General features: G+C 67.1%; 17 protein-coding genes and 2 pseudogenes. 5 read left to right on the forward strand and 14 right to left on the reverse strand.

All coding sequences use genetic code 11. The features are described 5' to 3' along the window. Nucleotides 1-218: 218 nt before the first annotated feature. Entirely contained in the window at nucleotides 219-692 is a 474-nt protein-coding gene (locus tag ACLJPL_RS05315) for a hypothetical protein (protein WP_411079518.1), read from the forward strand. Nucleotides 693-1,464: 772 nt separating this feature from the next. On the opposite strand, the gene ACLJPL_RS05320 is transcribed toward ACLJPL_RS05315, so the two are convergent. The 5 genes and pseudogenes from ACLJPL_RS05320 to ACLJPL_RS05340 form a co-directional block, all read right to left on the reverse strand. Continuing rightward, nucleotides 1,465-1,815, reverse strand: a complete 351-nt coding sequence (locus tag ACLJPL_RS05320) for a sigma factor-like helix-turn-helix DNA-binding protein (RefSeq protein ID WP_411079519.1) — start codon at nucleotides 1,813-1,815, stop codon at nucleotides 1,465-1,467. Nucleotides 1,816-3,231: 1,416 nt separating this feature from the next. Further along, complete coding sequence (locus ACLJPL_RS05325; RefSeq protein ID WP_411079520.1) at nucleotides 3,232-3,561, reverse strand: MazG-like family protein; 330 nt, start codon at nucleotides 3,559-3,561, stop codon at nucleotides 3,232-3,234. Nucleotides 3,562-3,587: 26 nt separating this feature from the next. Continuing rightward, the gene (locus tag ACLJPL_RS05330) at nucleotides 3,588-4,910 is read right to left on the reverse strand and encodes a UDP-glucose dehydrogenase family protein (RefSeq protein ID WP_411079521.1); all 1,323 of its coding nucleotides are present in this window, start codon (nucleotides 4,908-4,910) and stop codon (nucleotides 3,588-3,590) included. A 426-nt stretch (nucleotides 4,911-5,336) separates the two neighbouring features. Next, nucleotides 5,337-5,618, reverse strand: a pseudogene (locus ACLJPL_RS05335) (UDP-N-acetylglucosamine 1-carboxyvinyltransferase); the annotation flags it as partial. A gap of 427 nt (nucleotides 5,619-6,045) precedes the next feature. Beyond that, nucleotides 6,046-6,981, reverse strand: a complete 936-nt coding sequence (locus ACLJPL_RS05340) for a hypothetical protein (RefSeq protein WP_411079522.1) — start codon at nucleotides 6,979-6,981, stop codon at nucleotides 6,046-6,048. Between the two features lie 315 nt (nucleotides 6,982-7,296). Here ACLJPL_RS05340 and ACLJPL_RS05345 point away from each other — a divergent pair, with 315 nt between their 5' ends. After that, the gene (locus ACLJPL_RS05345; RefSeq protein ID WP_411079523.1) at nucleotides 7,297-7,476 is read left to right on the forward strand and encodes a hypothetical protein; all 180 of its coding nucleotides are present in this window, start codon (nucleotides 7,297-7,299) and stop codon (nucleotides 7,474-7,476) included. A 152-nt stretch (nucleotides 7,477-7,628) separates the two neighbouring features. Here the strand turns inward: ACLJPL_RS05345 and ACLJPL_RS05350 are convergent, their stop codons facing one another. From ACLJPL_RS05350 to ACLJPL_RS05390, 9 genes are all read right to left on the reverse strand, one after another. Next, the gene (locus ACLJPL_RS05350; protein ID WP_411079524.1) at nucleotides 7,629-8,759 is read right to left on the reverse strand and encodes a hypothetical protein; all 1,131 of its coding nucleotides are present in this window, start codon (nucleotides 8,757-8,759) and stop codon (nucleotides 7,629-7,631) included. Nucleotide 8,760: 1 nt separating this feature from the next. Next, nucleotides 8,761-9,396: a DUF4365 domain-containing protein gene (locus ACLJPL_RS05355; protein WP_411079525.1), complete on the reverse strand. Its 636-nt coding sequence runs from the start codon at nucleotides 9,394-9,396 to the stop codon at nucleotides 8,761-8,763. A gap of 68 nt (nucleotides 9,397-9,464) precedes the next feature. Further along, a complete protein-coding gene (locus tag ACLJPL_RS05360; protein WP_411080014.1) occupies nucleotides 9,465-10,508 on the reverse strand; it encodes a serine hydrolase domain-containing protein in 1,044 nt (347 codons plus the stop codon). Between the two features lie 127 nt (nucleotides 10,509-10,635). Then, entirely contained in the window at nucleotides 10,636-11,739 is a 1,104-nt protein-coding gene (locus ACLJPL_RS05365; protein ID WP_411079526.1) for a glycosyltransferase family 4 protein, read from the reverse strand. Then, nucleotides 11,736-12,272 carry a dCTP deaminase domain-containing protein gene (locus tag ACLJPL_RS05370; RefSeq protein ID WP_411079527.1) on the reverse strand — a complete coding sequence of 179 codons (537 nt, stop codon included), beginning with the start codon at nucleotides 12,270-12,272 and terminating at the stop codon, nucleotides 11,736-11,738. Before ACLJPL_RS05370 ends, ACLJPL_RS05365 begins: the two co-directional genes overlap by 4 nt. Continuing rightward, nucleotides 12,269-12,808, reverse strand: a complete 540-nt coding sequence (dcd, locus tag ACLJPL_RS05375) for a dCTP deaminase (protein ID WP_411079528.1) — start codon at nucleotides 12,806-12,808, stop codon at nucleotides 12,269-12,271. The genes ACLJPL_RS05370 and dcd overlap by 4 nt, the downstream gene beginning before the upstream one ends. Next, a complete protein-coding gene (locus ACLJPL_RS05380) occupies nucleotides 12,805-14,019 on the reverse strand; it encodes a metallophosphoesterase (RefSeq protein WP_411079529.1) in 1,215 nt (404 codons plus the stop codon). The genes dcd and ACLJPL_RS05380 overlap by 4 nt, the downstream gene beginning before the upstream one ends. Continuing rightward, nucleotides 14,016-15,335, reverse strand: coding sequence for a UDP-N-acetylglucosamine 1-carboxyvinyltransferase (locus ACLJPL_RS05385; RefSeq protein ID WP_411080015.1), 1,320 nt, complete (start codon nucleotides 15,333-15,335; stop codon nucleotides 14,016-14,018). The genes ACLJPL_RS05380 and ACLJPL_RS05385 overlap by 4 nt, the downstream gene beginning before the upstream one ends. Next, complete coding sequence (locus ACLJPL_RS05390) at nucleotides 15,332-15,814, reverse strand: ATP-binding protein (RefSeq protein WP_411079530.1); 483 nt, start codon at nucleotides 15,812-15,814, stop codon at nucleotides 15,332-15,334. Before ACLJPL_RS05390 ends, ACLJPL_RS05385 begins: the two co-directional genes overlap by 4 nt. Nucleotides 15,815-15,955: 141 nt before the next feature. Here ACLJPL_RS05390 and ACLJPL_RS05395 point away from each other — a divergent pair, with 141 nt between their 5' ends. The 3 genes and pseudogenes from ACLJPL_RS05395 to ACLJPL_RS05405 all read left to right on the forward strand — a co-directional run. Continuing rightward, complete coding sequence (locus ACLJPL_RS05395; protein ID WP_411079531.1) at nucleotides 15,956-17,239, forward strand: helix-turn-helix domain-containing protein; 1,284 nt, start codon at nucleotides 15,956-15,958, stop codon at nucleotides 17,237-17,239. After that, on the forward strand, nucleotides 17,236-17,778 hold the full coding sequence (locus ACLJPL_RS05400) for a flavoprotein (RefSeq protein ID WP_411079532.1): 543 nt from the start codon (nucleotides 17,236-17,238) through the stop codon (nucleotides 17,776-17,778). Before ACLJPL_RS05395 ends, ACLJPL_RS05400 begins: the two co-directional genes overlap by 4 nt. A gap of 111 nt (nucleotides 17,779-17,889) precedes the next feature. After that, nucleotides 17,890-18,132 (forward strand): annotated as a pseudogene (locus tag ACLJPL_RS05405) (site-specific integrase); the annotation flags it as partial. Nucleotides 18,133-18,158 lie beyond the last annotated feature (26 nt).

Consider the following 18,158-nt stretch of genomic DNA (forward strand, 5'->3'; position numbering starts at 1 on the left):
CAGGCTGCTGGCCTGGGGTCTCATCAAGGAGCGGGCGACGAGAGTCGAACCCGCACCCCGGGCTGGGGAATCAGCGCTCCTTGAGCGGCCACACCCGGCCCGGCTTGGCCCGGTGATCCGTATTCCTGAGCGCCCTTCCGCCAAGGACTCTCGGTACTGCTGTTCAGCGCTGTTGACCGTTCCGCTGGGCACGGTCGGGAGTAGGATCGGCGGCCGCCGTGGACCAGGCGCTGTCCGATGGGTCGTATGAGCTGATCAGGGGCGTGGTCCAGTGTTCGCTGAACGGAGGGGGGCTCGCATCACGCGGTACGGCCGAAGCAGAGGCGGGGATGAAGGGGATCGAGTTCCCCGCCTGGCACGGACAGCACCACGTGACCCTGGCTGAGCTACTGGTTCGCCTCGGCAGCTTCGGCCTGGACCTGACGTGGCACGTCGCATTCGACGAGATCGTCGATCCTCGCTGTGCCGAGATGGAGAGCAGGTCCGCGGACGCGGGCATGGACACGTTGACACTGCTGTCGTTGACGACCCCCTCCCTCCAGTTGATCGACGCCGAAGCACGCGGGTTCGCCGGGGACGAGCTGACACTCGTCCTGACCGAATTCGACAGCTCCTTGTGGGACGTCGGGGCTGTCGACGAGCGCGTACTCAGCGAACTTCGCCGTCACTACCCGGGTGCCAAGGACCTCTGAACGCGCGCTTCACTGCGGACGGAGCCATAGGGGGATCCGCGGCCACGCAGACTGTCCCGTAGAAGACGTACGCCCACGCGTCGAAGCGCGCGGCGATGGCTCGGAAGTTCTTGAACCGGGTGATGGCCCGCTCGGCTTCGTTGCGGTGCCGGTAGATCGCCTTGTCGAAATGGAAAGAACCCAGCACGGGAGGCGGAACAGGTCGGCTGGGGAACTCTGAACAGCAGTGAAATCCGGGGTAGTTGACATGGGACTTACAGAAGAGCGGGTGACGAATCCAGACTCGCGCTCTGAGCGCGGGAATCACTGGTACTCCTGCCCCGAACGGGCCGTTGGCCTGGGGTTACAGTGGCTGGTAGCCTGCCGGGCCGATCAGAGGCCGACCCCTGGTGACCGCTGGTCACCGCGCCTGGTGGCACGTTTCTGGCACGGCTGGCTTCTGATCCGCAACTCAAAGTGCATCGGTCGGTGGCGGTACACCTGCCGCTAGGCGACTTTAGCCAAGTGTAGTAGCTCGCTGCTGTACGGCTGATAGCAGCGACTGCCCCTGTCACACGCGTCCGGGCGGCCCGGCGGCACTCTCGGCGGGTACGAAGCAGTCATGGGGCCTCCCGGTCGGAATGGCGCAGAACGGTGGCTACCGCCACGACTGCGACAACCTGCTGTAGGACACACAACCTATGGCCGTGAGTGACCGAGGTCCGGGCCATGATACGTCTCGGCCGGCAGGATCTCATCGAAGCTCCTGTTCTGGTTATCAGATTTCTCATCCCTACTCATCTTCTGTGTAGTCGTAATTCCAGTCAGGTGATTTCCGCTGGTTCTCTTTCCTTGTGGCCGTAGCTCTGCCTAGTCGCTGGCGAACTGCTTGGCGAGAAATTCCGCAGTTTCGTCCGATCTCGGCCTGAGTCACCTTGAATTCGCAGGCGAAATAAGTTGCGGTAAGTACGTTAGTTTCTAGTCCTTCAGAGAAGTCGGTCAGCGTAGCGAGCAGCGCCAGGTGCCCTGCGCTTGTCACCGGGCCGGACGTGCTGTGAGGGGGCCCTGGGAGTCGCTCCATCGCCTTCTCCCATGCGATGCCGTAGAGGTGCAGGGTGATCGGGTCGTCTGTCGGTCGAGGCATGGTGACAAGCGTAGTTGTCACCCAACTGGGCTGCTGTGCCTGATGGGAGGTGCTAGTTGCACCCCTGACCTGCTGTGCTTGGTTCGTCGTTGACACCTGATGTCAGGTGTCGCATAGTGGGGGGCAACCCCGGCATGCCCGGAGGTCGGAGGCGGAGAGTTGACTCTCCGCCTATTTTGTTGCCCGAACCCAAAGTTCGGGCTTTTTTGTTGCCATTTTCCCTAATGGGGCTGGCGACCCAACGGGCTCGGTCGGCGGCTGGCCGGCCGGGCCACTTCTCACTCCAGGAGACCCAGGTGCAAATCCTTGGTGAACTGGCGTCATTGGGAAGTCTTCCCGGAGTGGCGTGGGTGCTGCGATGCGTTATTCGCGACATTCTCGACCACAGGAGCAAGCGGGCAGATCGTGAACTGAAGCAGCTGATGCTTCAGCGGATCCCTGACGACCAGGTGGCCTCAGTATTCCGTGAGCTTGGCGCCGAACCGGACGCTACGCAGGAATAGCCAACTCGGCCATTCGAAACCAGCGATTTCCTGGGGCAGGGCAGTGTAGCTTGGATCGCAGTCTTAAAACTGCGATTGAGGGACAAGTGAACGACAGAAGCGTGACGTTGGCCGTCCACTATGAGTCGCTGTTGGAGGCCCTGGCCCGGCCCGACGAGGTCCCGGCAGGGCGGCTGTTCGGCTTGCCGGAGCTACCCGATGACGATGTATGGGTTGATACTGCTGGAGCCGCTGCACTTGCACGGGTGAGCCCGAAAACGATCACTAGTTGGTTGGCGCGTAAGGGGCCAAAGAGACGACCGTTCCCGTCACCACACCGAATCTTGTATCGCCTGTATTGGACGCGCAGCGAGATCGAGGGGTGGCTTAGAGCTGAAGGCGGAAGCACTCCCGCCTCGGAGTGAGGTAGTGAGAGCTCGCCGCCTGCCCATCACTCCTCCTAGCTCCCATCCCGTCTGCCTTCGACCCACACACCGTGGAGCGGTCGTGGTTCAGGGCGTCAAGGTGGAGCGCGCCACTGTACGAACGACCTTGACGCCCTGGGCCGCGACTGCTCGGCTCTGCCTGGGTCGAAGGTGGTCGGGATGGGAGCCCCACGAAGCTCGCCCTACTCCGGCCGGCACTCGCGAACGGCGCCCCGTCCATCCCGGAGTCTGAGCGCCCCCGCCGGAGGCATCCTCTTGAAGCCGCGGGCTTGGTTCTCGACTCATGCCCCACGGGCCTACACAGCGGGCTGCGTCGGCTGCGGCAGCGCCGAGCGGGCCGAAGGCAGCAGCGCAGGCGCAGTCGGGTGCCTTAATGGCGAAGGGAGAGTTTTGCCGCGCTCATAGCAGGTGCCCACCGCAGCTTGTGTGGCGGACATGGCCGTCGACCGCGCTCACCTGGAGCGGTCGACGGCCACGTCCGGAGGCCGTCAGGTCGCCGCAGCGGCCTCGCGGCCCCTTCGCGTCCGCCGGTGGAGGCTCTCGTCGAACGTGGCGCGGGCCCCCGTGGGGTCGATGTAGTGCATCGCCAGCAGGCCCACGATGACAGCGCCGACCAGGTCGTTCTGGACCTCGGACCAGGTGTGGCTGTCGCCGCAGGTGGTGAGGCCCTTCGGGCCATGGAGGGCGTGCATGTCCTCGCCGGCTTCCTCGGCGACCTTGCCGACCTGGAGGGCTTTGAGTTCCTCGTCGGGGAGGTGGGTGCCGGCCGCTCGGCAGACGGCGGAGAGCTTCTCGATGTTGTCCCACAGGGTGTCCACGTCGGACCTCCGGTCGATGGGTTCGGCTATTCCTGTGCGGGTCGTCCGAGCTGGCGTACGGTCCATCCGGCCATGCGCCAGGCGTCGGCGTCGATGAGGTTGCGGAGGTCGACGAGGACCTGGTCCGCGACCAGTGGGGCGAGGGCCTTGGGGTCGGCCTCGCGGAAGTGGGGCCATTCGGTGGCCAGGACGATCAGCTCGGCTGCCGCGAGGGAGCCGTCGAGGTCCTCGCAGTAGTCGAGCTCGGGGTGACGGCGCAGTGCCGTGGGCACGGCGTGTGGGTCGTGGACGGTGACGGTCGCGCCGCGCTGGTGCATGAGGGCGGCGATCGCCAGGGCCGGGGATTCGCGGACGTCGTCGGTACCGGCCTTGAAGGAGGCGCCCCAGACGGTGATGCGTACGCCGTCGACGGGGCGGCCGAGCGTCTGCTCGATGAGCTTCAGCGCGGCGGTGGGGCGGGATTCGTTGACCTCCTCCGCCGCGCGCAGCATGGTCGCTGCCTCGGCGGCGCCCAGGGTGCGGGCGGAGGCGGTGAAGGCGCGGACGTCCTTCGGGAGGCAGCCGCCGCCGTAGCCGGGGCCGGCGTTCAGGCCGCCGCGGCCGATGCGGGGGTCCAGGCCGATGGCCTCGGTGAGCTGTTGGACATCGGCTCCGGCGGCGGTGCACATGTCGGCGACGCCGTTGATGAACGAGATCTTCATGCCGAGGTAGGCGTTGGCGGCACCCTTGATGAGTTCGGCGGTGGCAGGGTCGGTCACGAACAGCGGGATGCCGTTCGCCAGGAGGGGTGCGTAGACCTGGCGTACCGCGTCCTCGGCGCGGGCCGAGGGGACGCCGACGACGATACGGTCAGGGCGCAGGGTGTCGTCGATGGCGTGGCCCTCGCGCAGGAACTCGGGGTTCCAGACGACCTCCACGTCCTCACCGGCCGGGGAGAGCCGGGCGAGGAGGGCACCGAGGTCGCGGGAGGTGCCGACGGTGACCGTGGACTTGCCGATGACGACCGTGGGGCGGGTCAGGTGCGGGGCGAGGGCGCGGGCTGCGCCGAAGACCTGGCCGGTGTCGTAGCTCCGGCCGTCCGCGTCGATCGGCGTGCCCACGGCGAGGAAGTGGATGTCGGCGAACTCGGCTGCCTCGGCGAGGCTGGTGGTGAACCGTAGGCGTCCGGTGGCGGTGTGGGTGCTGAGGAGTTCGGGCAGGCCGTCCTCATAGATGGGGCACTCGCCGGCGTTGAGGCGGTCGATCTTCGCCTGGTCCAGGTCCACGCCGATGACCTCGTGGCCGATCTCGGCCATGGCAGCGGCGTGGGGGATACCCAGGTGACCACAACCGATGACGGATACGCGCATGGGGTCGACGCTCCTTTCCTTGCCTCTCGCCCGCCCAGGGGAGTCCGGGCCAGCCGGATGCGTCACGCTAGCGCCAACACCCGGCAGGGCCCTCCTCGTGCAGGTGAATCAACCAGCTGGGGGTTTCAGGAGGTTGACGAGTGCGGGCAGTGCCTCGGCGGCGGTTGCTCGGCACACCAAGTCGCCGTCCTGGGACCCCTTCCAGCGGGTAGGGCATGAACTGGCCGTCGCGCCAGAAACCCTTCGGGCCCAGGTAGACGTCCCACCCGCCTGGCTGCTACCACTCGGCTGCCGAAAGGACTGTTGTCGGAATTGTTCAGCTCCGGAGTCGGAGCGCGTCATCACCAATGGGGCATAGGCACTGGTTGGTGACTCTGGACAAGGTGGCTTTTCGCCTTAAGCAGGAACTCTCCAGCAGGCTTCACGACGCGTGCCCCAACCCGCTGACTTCAGCGCGTCCAGGACGCTGATGACCTCGGGCGACAGGTTCGGGTGCCGCAGACGGAGCGGGCGGCCCGCGACCACGGCTCGGAGGATGGCGGCGACGGTCGCGCCGCGAGACCGGAAGGGCAACATGACCGATACGGAGTCGGCACGAGCGCTCCCGGCCACGACGGTGTATCCGCGGTTGTCCACGGCGAACTGGTCCCCGAACGCCTCGTACACCCTGAAGTGCTGCTCCATGCCGTGCTCGCCGATCTGTTCCCCTCGACGAAAAATACGTCTTGCGATCTGAGATGTCTGGGCGAGTGCTCCCTGGGTGGGCCACGAACGGCTTGTGAGGCAGTCTCGTGAGCAGTGCTCTCTGGCGAGTTAGGGCACGCGGAGGGCGCGCCGCACGGCAAGAGGTCCAGACAACAAACAAGGCCCCGGTCGATGACCTGGGCCTCAGTCGTGGAGCGGGTGACGAGAATCGAACTCGCGCTCTGAGCTTGGGAATCACCCGGCACTTGAGTCCATGTATGGCCTCTGACCTGCGGGAACGGCTTTCGTACCAGGTGGGTTGGGACACCCCATTCGAACCCCTGTTGACCGCTGCGCACCGCCCCTACTGGCACGTTGTGGCACACCACGCTTGGTCAAGGACGAGCATCAGCGTGTGAACGACGTCTGCCCGGTGTGGGTATCGCGCTGATCAGCGCAAGCGACGCTCGATCGCTGAGCGGATCTTGGGCACGGCCTGCTCGTCGAAGCCCTCGTGACGAAGCTCGAAGCGGTGGAGTTTCGGCATGGTTCCTTCGTTGTAGCCGGTGACGAGGTAGCCATCGAGGTGCCGGTTAGGGTCCTCCTCCACATCCACGAGGCCGAACCGCTCCAGCATCCGGTGGGCCTCATATGCGTCCTTGCCGAGGCCGAACTGCTTGAGTCGGATGTCGCTGGCGACGAACACGGACCGCGCACCGAACCGGTAGTGGAGCCAGGCCAGCATCAGCAGGAAGTTGATCTCAGTGTCTTCCAGCAGATGGATCCACCCGTTGAGGAACAGCCCTGCTGGCAACCATGGGGTTTTCTCCTCGGTCGGCACCATGTATCGGTCAGGGTTGCTGCCGCCCCCGTATGGCGTGCCGCGTTCGTGGAGAAGTTGGAACCCTTCGTACTTGCCCCTGCTCTTGTTGCCGTTGGGCAAGTGAATGAGCCGGAACGCGTCTCCTGACAGACGGTCCAGGGCGCTGTGCAACTGCCGCACCTTCTTGTCGCGCACGGTGACGTAGTTCCTGTCGCCCTTCCGGCTCAGCTCTGCCGGCGTAGCGAACAGGTCGACCCAGCTCAGCATGTCGACGTCGTTCAAGGGCAGGAGGTTACCGGGGTGAGTGCCGGGATTCCGTGACTGGGCAACGAAGAGGGCCGTGAGATAGACCCTGAGGGCGATGCCGCGGGGAGAGGGCAGGCGCGTTGACGGCGGACGATCCTGCGGCAGCGGAAGGCGCCGGTCTGACGGGTCCCCGGGGAGCTCGGCTGGCTTGTCGCGGAACATGAACTCGGACCGGACCCGCAGGTGCCTTCCAGTCTCGACCTCGGCGAACTTTTCACACGCGGCGCCGACCTGCGCCTCGCTCTTTTTAAGCTTCACCTGGCGTGCTTCGTAGCGCTTGCGCTCGCTCGCCGAGAGGGGCTGAAGATCATGGAAGTCTCTTACCCCTTCTTGTTCTGAACGTCTTGATCCGCCAGTGATGGCCTCGCCAACATTTATCGCTAGGTGTCACTGGCGGATCAAGACGTGCTCCCAGTGTACTCGCGCCCCGTGGCTCTCTGAAGGCATGCTCGGCAGAGGTAAGAAGCGCAGGCGCGGTTGGCCGCAGGAATGCGGATGGCCCCCGGGGATCAGCCGGGGGCCACTCATCCGGTGCCTCGCCCCTAAGTAGGTAGGTAAGAAGGAGTGCACCTGTTGTCGAGCGTACGCAATTCTCGTAATCCGCACGAGCCCGAGCGTGATCCGGAGCGGCTGCCGCTTCGCTGGGCGGTGATCATCGCGGTCGCAGCGGTGGCGGCTGTCGCCGTCGCGACCGCAGGGGGCCTCCCGGCAGCGATCGGGACCTTCCTCGCGGTGGCCGGGGGATGCACGTGATCGTTGACTAGCGAGAGGCAACGCCTGAGATGGCCGGAAGCACTCGAGCTCCGGCCATCCGGCCCCAGCCCCTTCCGCGCAGGCCGTGATCAGCGGTCGTCGTAGCGGGGGCATAGGTCAGCACGTGGATGAGCTGCGCAACATGCCGACCGTTACTGCCCCAGGGACGGATCCGGTCCGAAGTCGGCGACCCGCAGGGTGGCGGATCCGCCGGGTGGGCTGTTGAGCACCCCACGGACGCGTACAGGGATTCCGGAGTCGTGGCAGCGGACTGCTTCGTGGTATCCGGCGTCGGGGAGGTCCATCCAGACCGTGCGGCTGCGTCGCTGGATGAGCGCTTGCACGCCCACCCTGCCTGTCTCGTCGTCCGGATGCCGGGTCAGGTGGGTGACCAAGCCGAAGATCACGTTCTCGCGGCTGTAGACGCTCGTCTTGAGCCGGTCGGACACCCGCTCCACGATGGCAATGGCCTCGTGGTTGAACTCGACCTCGCGTGGTGTGCCGGGTGGGGCTGAAGCCACGCGGGACCAGTTGAAAGTGACGTCCAGCGTGTCGACCGCGTCGCTGTTCACGACCTTCGACAGGGCCTGGCAGAGCTCGTACGAGACGCCTTCCCCGATGGAATCCGTGATCTCGCTGGGCGTGGGTACCCGCTCGGCACCGGCCATCTCCTCCAGCACGCCCAGGGCGCGGGACATGGTCGCGGTGACTCGCCGATCGAAGAGCGTCTCCTCGACCTCGATGTCAATCTGTTCCTGTCCCCGCTCGTACACTTCCAGAGGCGACCGCGCCTGGCTAATGATGGGCACGATGTACGAACCCTTGCGCGTCTGTCCAAGGCGGACGTCACGTGCCTGGTCCCGGGCACGAGTGGGAAAATTGCGAAAGTGTCCCTGGCGGCGGATGGTGGCCGCGGCCGAGGCCACGCGGAGTCGCTTCGCGGACTGGAACAGCTCGAATCCGGCGTCCAGGGGAATCGATCCGTCGCGAATGCTGGAGTGGGAGGCCCTGAGGTCCGTGACGTCGTGAAACACGGACGCGATGGCGTCCCGGACCGTACGCGTGTCTTCGGCGCTGACACGCGCCAGGTCCTCGACGAGCATGCGTGCGCGCTTGCCGAAGTCCGGGGCGCCCGGCTTCATGGGGACGAGCACGACTTCCTCGGTCGGCCCTGGCAGGCACCAGAGTTCGGCGATCTCTCCTCCGGACACGGTGGACCAGCCGGTGACCTTGAGATAGCTCCGGATTTCGTCGGGCCCGAAGGGAAGCGTGTCGGTAGCCATGTCAGTGCACCCCCGCACTGCCGGACAGAAGAATGCTGCGTGCCATGTTGAACATGCCACGCATGGACTCCACCGAGAGCTGTTGCTCTTCAGGCAGACTGATCGCGGTCGTGGCACGGCTGGCCACCGAGTCGCGACCGTGCAAGCAGGCCCAGTATCCGTGGCAGGCGAGCACGACGGAATCGGAGTTCTGGGTGACCCAGAGTTCGAGGTTGGGCGGCACCACCAAGAGGACCAAGTGCCCAGGTGCCGAGCGTTCTGTGCTGCGCAGCTTGTCGTAGGTCTTGACATCCAGGTCGAAGCTGTACCCGCCTCGGACGACCCGAGGGCTCTGGGTGCACTTGAGCTGAAAGTCGACCATCAGGCCACGATGCCGGAGCGTGACGTCCACGCCGTCCTTGTCGACGTTCCACTCGCCCACTGTGTAACCACCTTGGGAAGCGAGGGCGTGCACGTACGCGCGGCTGATCTGTTCCTTCTGCCAGCTTGTCGCTTCGCCTGTCACGCGCCGTCCCCCTTGCCGCTTGATCGCGAGAATAGGCGGGGGCGAGGTATGTGGGAACAGGGCCTCAACGTCTTGATAGGCAGCAGGAGTCGGCGACGCTTCTCTTTCGCCACGCGCGTCCAGCAGGGCCACGAGTCCTCGTCCTTGGAGCCGTTTGCGGTCAATGACATCGGCGTTCTGCTCTGGGCCGCGCGGAGAGGTCAGGCGAATGCCTCCTGGCGGAAGGCGTTGCGGACGTCCGTCAGCGGTTGGCGGTCGCGGGTGTAGTAGAGCTTGTTGGTCAGCAGGACCGCCCAGCGGTCCTGCGCAGGGGAGATCCACATGCCGGTGCCGGTGAAGCCGTAGTGGACCCAGACGTCCTGCTCGTCCGTGGCGCTGGGGGCCGGGTGCCAGAACAGGCCGCGTTCCGGTTGGAGGCCGCCGGTCTGCACGGTGAGGGAGTGGGCGCTCCACTTGGCACCGAAGCCGGCCTCGGCGGGGGCTTTGGTCGGGGCGAGCATGTAGCGCAGGAAGACGGCCAGGTCGTCGAGGACGGTGAAGACGCCGGCGATACCGCACACGCCGCCGAGGAGCCGGGCGGAGAAGTCGTGGGCGACGCCCTTGAGGTGGGTGTCGGTCTCCTGGTCGAGTTCCGTGGGGGCACACCGGGCCGCGATGTCAGCTGGCAGCGGCCCGAAGCGGGTGGAGTTCATGCCGAGCGGGCGCCAGGTCCTCGCCTTGGCTAGCTGGTCGAGCGGCTGGCCAGAGAGGTGTTCGGCGAGGTAGGCGAGGATGAGAGCGGCCCGGTCGGTGTACTCGACGGCTTCCCCGGGCGGCCGGTTGAGGGCTTCTCGCAAAACCCCGCGGCGAATGGCGACGCGATCGCTGCCATAGAGGTTCTTCAGCTGGGCGCGGAGGGGCAGACCGGCAGTGTGGGTCAGGAGTTGGCGAGCTGTTACGGCTCCGAGGGCATGACCCGTGACCTCGTCCCAGAAGGTGCCGAGCGGGGCGTCGAGGTCGAGGACGCTGTCCTCCCACAGCGCACCGATGGATGCCCAGACCGCGAGGATCTTGGTCAGGCTGGCTGCGTCGAAGACGGTGTCCGGCCGCATCCTCACGTCGGGTTCATCGGGATTCAAAGCCCCGTCGGCACCAGCCGTCCGGACTCCGCCGGAGTCGCCGACAGCCCACACCGCGCCCGGATAGACCTTGTCGCGGACGCCTTCGCTCAGCAGATGCTCGATGCGGTCGGTGTGGAACGGCATGGTCTCCCTCTTCGTGTGGGGCATCCCGGCGTCAAGCGTAGTGACGTGAAGGGTAGTGACGTGAAGGGTGCGGGTCGGGCAGCGGCGTGCCGCTGGGATGCAGGGCGCGTTGCCCGGCCCGCTGTTCTCAGGTGAGCTGGCGGCTGAGGCCGGTCAGATCTCGGGCGGTCTTCGACAGTGGGTATAGGGCAGCGTTGGCATATCCGGCCTGTCTGCGAGCGGCGAGGAGCCCGGGTTCGGTTCGCAAGCGATCCAGATCCCGGCTGAGCGCGGAGGGGCGGGTGAAGTCGGCGGTCATACCGGAGGGGCCGAGGGCTTCGTTGAGGCCGGGGACCGGCTGGTACAGGACGGGGAGTCCGCAGGCTTGGGCTTCGAGGGCGACCAGGCCCATGGCCTCCAGGGTTGTGGAGGGCATGACGAGTAGGTCGTGCTCGGCAAACGTTCTCCACAGCTGGGGGCGGCGGAGCCATCCGAGATAGCGGGCCCTCACCCCTGCTTGCTGTAGCTGTGGGGCCAGCGCCCGGAACTGAGAGCTGGGAGCGGCGATCGAAAGTTCGACGCCCTTGAGCGGGGCCACGCTCCGGATCAGCGCTTCCACGCCCTTCTCAGCGGTGAGCCGACCCGCGTACAGCAAGCGGAAGTGGCCCCCGGTCGTGCGTACGGGCTGGGTCGGCGGCTGAGTGAGGAGGTGGTCGGGGATTCCCCACGGGATACGGGTGATCTTGCGGCGGTCGGTCTCCGGAGAGAGCTTGAGAAGGTGATCGGCCATCGCGTTGGTGGGTACGACGATGGCGTCGGCGGCGCGGGCGGTCGCTCGCAGGGCCTGGAGCTGCTCGCGGTGTGCTTCGGCGAAGATCAGATCGGTGCCGTGCACCAATGCGATTCGGGGGTGCTGGGGGAAGGCCCGGACCAACGCTGGTGTCGCCCCGAATGCGAGGTGTTGCAGATGCAGGATTCCGACGTCTGCTGGATCTACCGCCCTGACCAGCGCCCGCTGGAGGGTGGCGACGTAGCGCTGAAAGGCATATCCAGTCAGGCACTTGCCCGGCGCCTCCACCAGACCCAGCCCTGCTGGTGCCGTCAGCCTCGGCCCCCTGCCCTCCGGCGCGAGCATGAAGGCTCGGGCGGGCAGGAGCGGATCGCTGCCGGTGTACAGGTCCAGGAAGAGCTCGACACTGCCGCCAGGGCTCGGGAACGGCAAGTCGAGGGCTGTGAGGACGGTGGGGTTCACGCGGGGCCTCCAGGATTTTCCTCGTAGAGGCGGGACGTTTCGATGCCCTGGCTGCTTCGGTATTTGAGGCCGTGGTCCTGGTAGCTGGCCGTAGCGCCGAGGGCCTGGAGGAAGACCAGCTTTCCGAAGGTCATGCGTGGGTAGATCCGGACCGGTCGGCTGGCGCGGATCTCCAGGGTCCAGCGGATGGCGTGGCCCTGGTGTCCGAGGGGCGCGGAGACGTGGACCCAGATGCCGAGCGCGCCGATCGTTCGGTTGCCGTTGAGGAGCTGCGCGTACGTCTCCGAGCCGGTTCGCTCGTACGTCGCTCCCAGGTAGAGGACCTCCGGCCGCAGCACGTAGCCGGTGGCGGGGATCGGCACCTCCTGGAACTCGGTCGGCTTGGCTGCGTCCAAGGAGCCGTCGTGGAAGCGCAGGGTGTCGCCGAGGCTCCAGTCGTAGGCGTTGGGGGACACCCTCTGCGGCTCGTACGGCTCGATAGTGATCTCGTCGGCGGCTCTGGCGGCGACGATGGCTGGTCCGGTGAGGATCACGAGGCCACCGCCCGTAAGGCGGCGAGGTCGCGCCAGTACGCGGAGGGCTGGGGGCCGGCAGCGGACTGGTACTTGCCCGCGTAGAGCGCCACCGGGCCGACGGACACGAAGAACATGATCTGGCCGATCCGCATGCCGGGGTACACACGCAACGGCCTTATCGAGGAGAGCATGAGCGTCCACTGACCGTGAAAACCGATGTCGCCAATGGGTGCGGTGATCTCCACGAACAGGCCGAGGCGGCCTACCGAGGACCGGCCGAAGAGCAGCGGCACGAACGTGTTGGAGCCGACCTCTTCAATGGTGTGGCCGAGGTAGAGCTGGCCGGGTTGAAGTTCGTAGCCGTCGGGGCCGATCTCGATCGGCACGGTGGGATTCGGCTGGTGGGCATCGAGCGTGTCGTCGGCGTACGTGAGCAGGGTCCCGCCGAGACGGACGTTGTAGCTGTTCGGGTTGACCTGCGTCGGTTCGAACGGGGAGATGCGGATGCGGCCGTCGGTCGCGGCCTGGGTGATCTCGGGACCGGTGAGGATCATCGCAAGCCTCCATCGGTGAGCGTGTGCTGCACGGCTTGGCCGAGGGGGATGCCAGCCTGTTGGGTACGGCCTCCGAGGTACGTCTCGGCCAGATAGCCAGTGGTGAATACGGTCGGCACGCGGTCGGGCAGGGGCTCGGGAGCGAACACGATCGGGCCGGCTCTCTCCGCGAGATGAGAGAGGAGGGCCGCCGGGTCTGTGGCGAAGGGCTCGGGCACGCAGGCATGGACGAGCTGGTTGTTGAAAGGCTCGACAGCAAGGAGCGTTCCTGTGGTGAGCGTGGTCCCGAGCTGGACCGCACGGAGGGCCGTCTCGTTGAGTACGACGGCTTCGGCGCCCAGGCCGCTGTGGAGGCGGTTGGAGAGGTCCTGGAGGAGGGCCCGACGTTCGAGAAGGCGGTTCTCGTACGGATGCCGGATCGGTCCGAGCGGTGTGCGCAGCTCCTCGCGGACAGTGTCGATGGCTTCTCGTACCGGCGTGAGCTCGTCCGGAAGACCGCCTGCTGCTGGAAAGTCGGCCAGTCGACCCGCCCAGCCGGAGTGCAAGGGCTGCGCGAGTGCGTATCCCGCTGCCAGCTCGCGTCCCTTGAGGACGAGCGTGTCTCCGACGGGCACCGGCTTCGGACGGTTGCTGTGGCAGTGTCCGGCGAAGACGACGTCCAGGAACGGGCAGGCGGCGGCCAGCTTGAGGTCCTCGTCGAACCCGGAGTGGCTCAGAACCACCCAGGAGTCCGCGTGGTGGTGATGGGCCAGCATCAGCTCGCGCAGTGCACGCATGGGCTCGACGACACGGTGGCCGGCGCGCTGGTCGGGTGGGATGGCGTTGAACGCCTGCGGCCCGATGATGCCCGTGAGTGCGATGCGGCGGGTGCCGATGTGCACCAGGCGGACTCGGTGGAAGAGCGGCTCACCGGTGTCGTCGCCGACGACGTTCGCGCACACGGTGATGTCGTGGAGGGCGGGTTCAAGGTGATGGCCCCAGCCGTGATTGCCCGGAACGACGGCATCGTAGAGGCGGAGGAGGACGTCTCGCTCGATGCGTCCCCGGCCGAGCCGGTAGTAGCCCGTCCCCTCGAAGAAGTCCCCGCAGTCGACGACGAGGCTGTCGTGTCTCATGGCGTGCAGGTGTGCGAGCATCGGTGCGGCGTCGTCGAACGCCGAGTGGAAGTCGGTGGTGGCGATGATGCGCTGGAGGCGTCTCGGCTCGGTCATGAGGTGACCTCGCAGATGTCGGCGCCGAGTGCGAGGAGCTTGCCGGGCAGGTCGGCGTGGCCGCGGCGGATCTGGTCGACTCTGCCGAGTGTGGTGACGCCTCGAGCGGTGAGCCCGGCGATCATCAGCGCCGAACCCGTGCGGATGTCGGTCGCCTCCACTCCGGCACCCGTGAGCCGCTGCGGTCCGGTGAACCGGCATTCGGTGGTGGACAGTTCGGTGATGTCTCCGCCCATGCGGACGAGTTGAGGGATGAGGTTGCTGTGGCGGCCGGGGTTGATCGGGTCAGAGAAGAAATGGGTGCCGGGGAATCCCAGGGCGAGGCCGAGGAGCGGTGGCTCGAAGTCGGCGTCGAGGCCGTTGGGGGCGAGGGAGGCCATGGCCCGGAGCGGCCGACCGGTCGGCTGGATGTCCTGACCTTGTACGACGAGCGCCTCGGCTTCGAAGGCGGTAGGGATGCCCACCCGGTTCAGCGCCGCAATCAGCGGTGCTATGTCGGAGCCGTGGACTCCTTCGACCCGGGCGGTGCCGCCGGTTGCCGCCACGGCACAGGCCAGTGTCCCGGCCTCGATCTTGTCTCCTGGCACTTTCCAGGCAGGTACGTCCTGCGAAACGGAGGACGGTGCTACGAGGGTGAGGACGCGCTCACCGGCACGGCACTCGTAACCGATGGCCTTCAGCGCGTTCACAACGCCGAGGACCTCCGGAGAGAGGTTCGGCGGACCGAGCCGAAGCGGGGTACCGGCGACCACGGCGCGCAGGATCGCGGCGATCGTCGCCCCGCGTGAGCGAAACGGCAGGACCAACGACACCGTGCCCCGTACCGCCTTGCCGACTTCGACCAGGTACCCGCGATCATCCACGCGGATCCGGTCACCGAAGGCTTCGTGCACCTTGAAGTGCTGTTCCATGCCACGGTCGCCGATCCGGCACCCGCCGGGCCAGGGCAGCCGGGCCCGGCCGCACCGGGCGATAAGGGCAGGGACGAGGTAGTACGAAGCACGGATGCTGGATGCGGCCTCACCCAGATCCTCGGGCGCCAGATCCGTCTCACCGGGGAGCACAAGGGTGCTTGGGCCGTCATTGACCGGGTGAGCGGCGTTCCAGCCCGCCTGCCGTAGCAGGTCGAGCAGAGTCCGTACGTCGGAGCTGGCAGGCACGTTGTCGAGGCGTACGGGTCGAAGGAGGGCGGCTGCAGCCGCGATGAGCGGGAGCGCGGCGTTCTTTGAGCCGTCGACCCTCACGGCACCGGTGAGGGGTCGTCCGGGTCGGATCGCGATGACTTCGGACGTGACTGCGGGGGCACAGGTATTCACGTGCAACTCCTCTGTGTAGGAGGGGCCGAGGCGGATACAGCCCCGGCGGAAGGTGGAACCGACGCGTCGATCTCGGCCCAGCAGCACTTGCCGGAGTCCGTCGTGGTCGTACCGAAGCGGTCCGCGAGGACGCCGATGAGGAAGAGACCGCGTCCGCCCTCGCTGTCCTCGTCCGGCAGCGCCGGCTTCGGCGCGTCGCGGCTCGCGTCGCTGACCTCCACCCGCACAACCCCGCCGGAGGGCTGAGCCCTGACGCCGATCGACTGGTGGCCGGCGTGACGGACCGCGTTCGTGACGAGCTCGCTGACGACCAACTCGACCGTGTGGGCGACTTCCGGAATCGCGAGCACTGCCGGCCATGCGGCTATGGCCTCACGCACCCGGCGCCGCGCCACGGGCACGGCAACCGGTGTCGGCGGGAGAGTAAAGGTGAGCTGGTGCGCTTCCACGAGCGGCCTCCAGGAGTCGGTTGCGACCACCCCAAGAAACCGTGCTCACAAAGCAGTGCGCGATGCCCTGTGCCCATACCGCATCGTCTATGCAGAAGCTGCATGAAGCCCCTGCGCCGCTCGCCTACGCTCGTTCACGAGGGCATGCTCGGTGAGGACGGAAGGGCATGGATGGCAGACGTGAAGACCGAAGCCGGGAAGATCGGCGAGGCGATCAAGCACGCCCGCCAGCGCACCGGCCGCTCGCAGACCGACGTTGCCACCGCCCTGGGCTACCACCAGTCGAAGCTCAGCCGTCTGGAGAACGGGCGGGGTACGGAAGACACCCGGGTCTTACGCGCAGTCGCAGCCGAACTCCGCATCCCTCTACGCCTCCTCGGCCTCAGCACTGCCGGCCCGCCCACAGAACCGACCGACGATCCCGAGACAGAAGACATGCGCCGCCGCACCTTCCTCGCCGGGAGCATCGCCTCCTTCACGGCCCACACCGCGCCTGCCACGGCCGCTCACGCCGACCTCGTCCGCGCCCTTCTCCCCGGCCCCCAGATCACGTCCGCTCAGGCAGGAGCCTCGGACACAGCCACTCTGGAGTCCCGCGTCGCCGCCGCCCGGCGCCTGTTCTCCGTGTGCGACTACGTACAGTTGGAAACCGTCCTGCCCGCCTTGCTCGCCGACCTGCGGGAGGCTGCGGCTGGCCACCGCAACGGGACCGAAGCGTCCGGACTCCTGGCCACCGCGTATCAGACGTCGACCAGCCTGCTGCTCAAGCAGGGCGACCACGGCAATGCCTGGCTCGCGGTAGGCCGCGCCCTCTCCGAAGCCGAGCGCTCCGGCGACCCCGTTGTCCTCGCCTCCAGCGTCCGCGTGCACGCCCACGTCCTGACCCGAGAGAAACACACCGCCCAAGCCGTCACTCTCGTCCGGCACACGGCGGGCCAGCTCGCCGGGGCATACGACCAGCGGTCCCCTCGCTACCTGGCCGCTGTGGGGCTACTCCTCCTCCGGGGCGTCACAGCCGCCAGCACAGCCGGAGACCGCGCTGCCACACGCGAATTCCTCGACGAAGCCCGGAACGTCGCCCGCTACGTCGCGCTTGACCAGCCCGACGCCTGGGCGAACTTCAGCCCCACCAACCTCTCCCTGCACGCCGTGAGCGCCGCAGTCGCCTTCGGTGATGCGGGCATCGCCCTGAACACCGCCGCACCCCTCATGCGGCGGCACATCCCCGTCCCAGAACGCCGAGCGGCCCTGTGGGTCGAAGCAGCCCGCGCTTACAACCAGCAGGGCCGCCTCGCGGAGGGCTACCAAGCTCTCCGTATCGCCGAATCCTGCGCCGCCCAGGACGTACGTCGCCCCGCGGTCCGCGACCTGGTGGTCGACATGGCCGCCCGTGACCGGCGACGTACGCTGCCCGAACTCCACCGCCTGAGCCGACGACTGGGAGCCCCAGCGTGACGACACAACCCTTCCTGTACGTCGTGGGCTGCGCAGCCGGGATCGCGGGTGACACTCACAAGCTGATTACCGCCGCACAGGACAGGGGCTGGGGCGTCGGGGCCGTAGCTACGCCCCAAGGGCTCGGCTTCCTCGACACGGAAGCGATCGAGGCCCAGACCGGCTACCCGATCCGCTCGGCCTGGCGCAGTCCCGGAGACCCGCGCCCGCTGCCACCCGCCGACGCCATCGCCGTCGCGCCCGCCACCTTCAACACGATCAACAAATGGACGGCCGGCATCGCCGACACCCTGGCTCTCGGCATCCTGTGCGAGGCGTATGGGATGGGCATCCCGACCGCCGTCCTCCCGTACGTGAACACGGCCATGGCCGCCCACCCGGCGTACGGCCGGAGCCTGGACCAGCTCCGCGGGATGGGCGTACGGATCGGGTCGTACGAGCCGCACCGGCCGAAGACGGGAGGTGGAGCGGACCGCTTCCGGTGGGAGGAGGCGTTGGAGCTGTTGGAGGACAGAATCGCAGGCGCTTCTGGAGGATGATCGGGCTTGGTCGTGCCGCGAGCCGCAGGGGGCGACACCCGAAGAGCCCGGCCATCGACGACGGCTGCTACTGGACCAACCGGAGCACCGGCCTCTGTTCCTGACCGCCCACTCGCTGCTGACACCGGTGCCAAGCTGAAGGACCTCATGGTCCGCGCCGGCCAGTCCTCGGAACGGGCCCAGCTGATCTACCAGCACTCCACGAAGGCGCATCAGCGCAAGCTTGCCGACGATATCGACGCCGACGTACGCCGGCAGCGCACGACGGTGCGGAGTCCAGGTGGAGGCACGACCCTTGTCCACAGGTTCCCGGTTCCGCCCTCGGGCTCGGATGGAGCTGCGCGGGTGAGGTGAGGGGCAGCAGGCGGAGGTCCAGAGTG

It is taken from the genome of Streptomyces sp. cmx-18-6 (assembly GCF_046548915.1).
Taxonomy (GTDB): domain Bacteria; phylum Actinomycetota; class Actinomycetes; order Streptomycetales; family Streptomycetaceae; genus Streptomyces.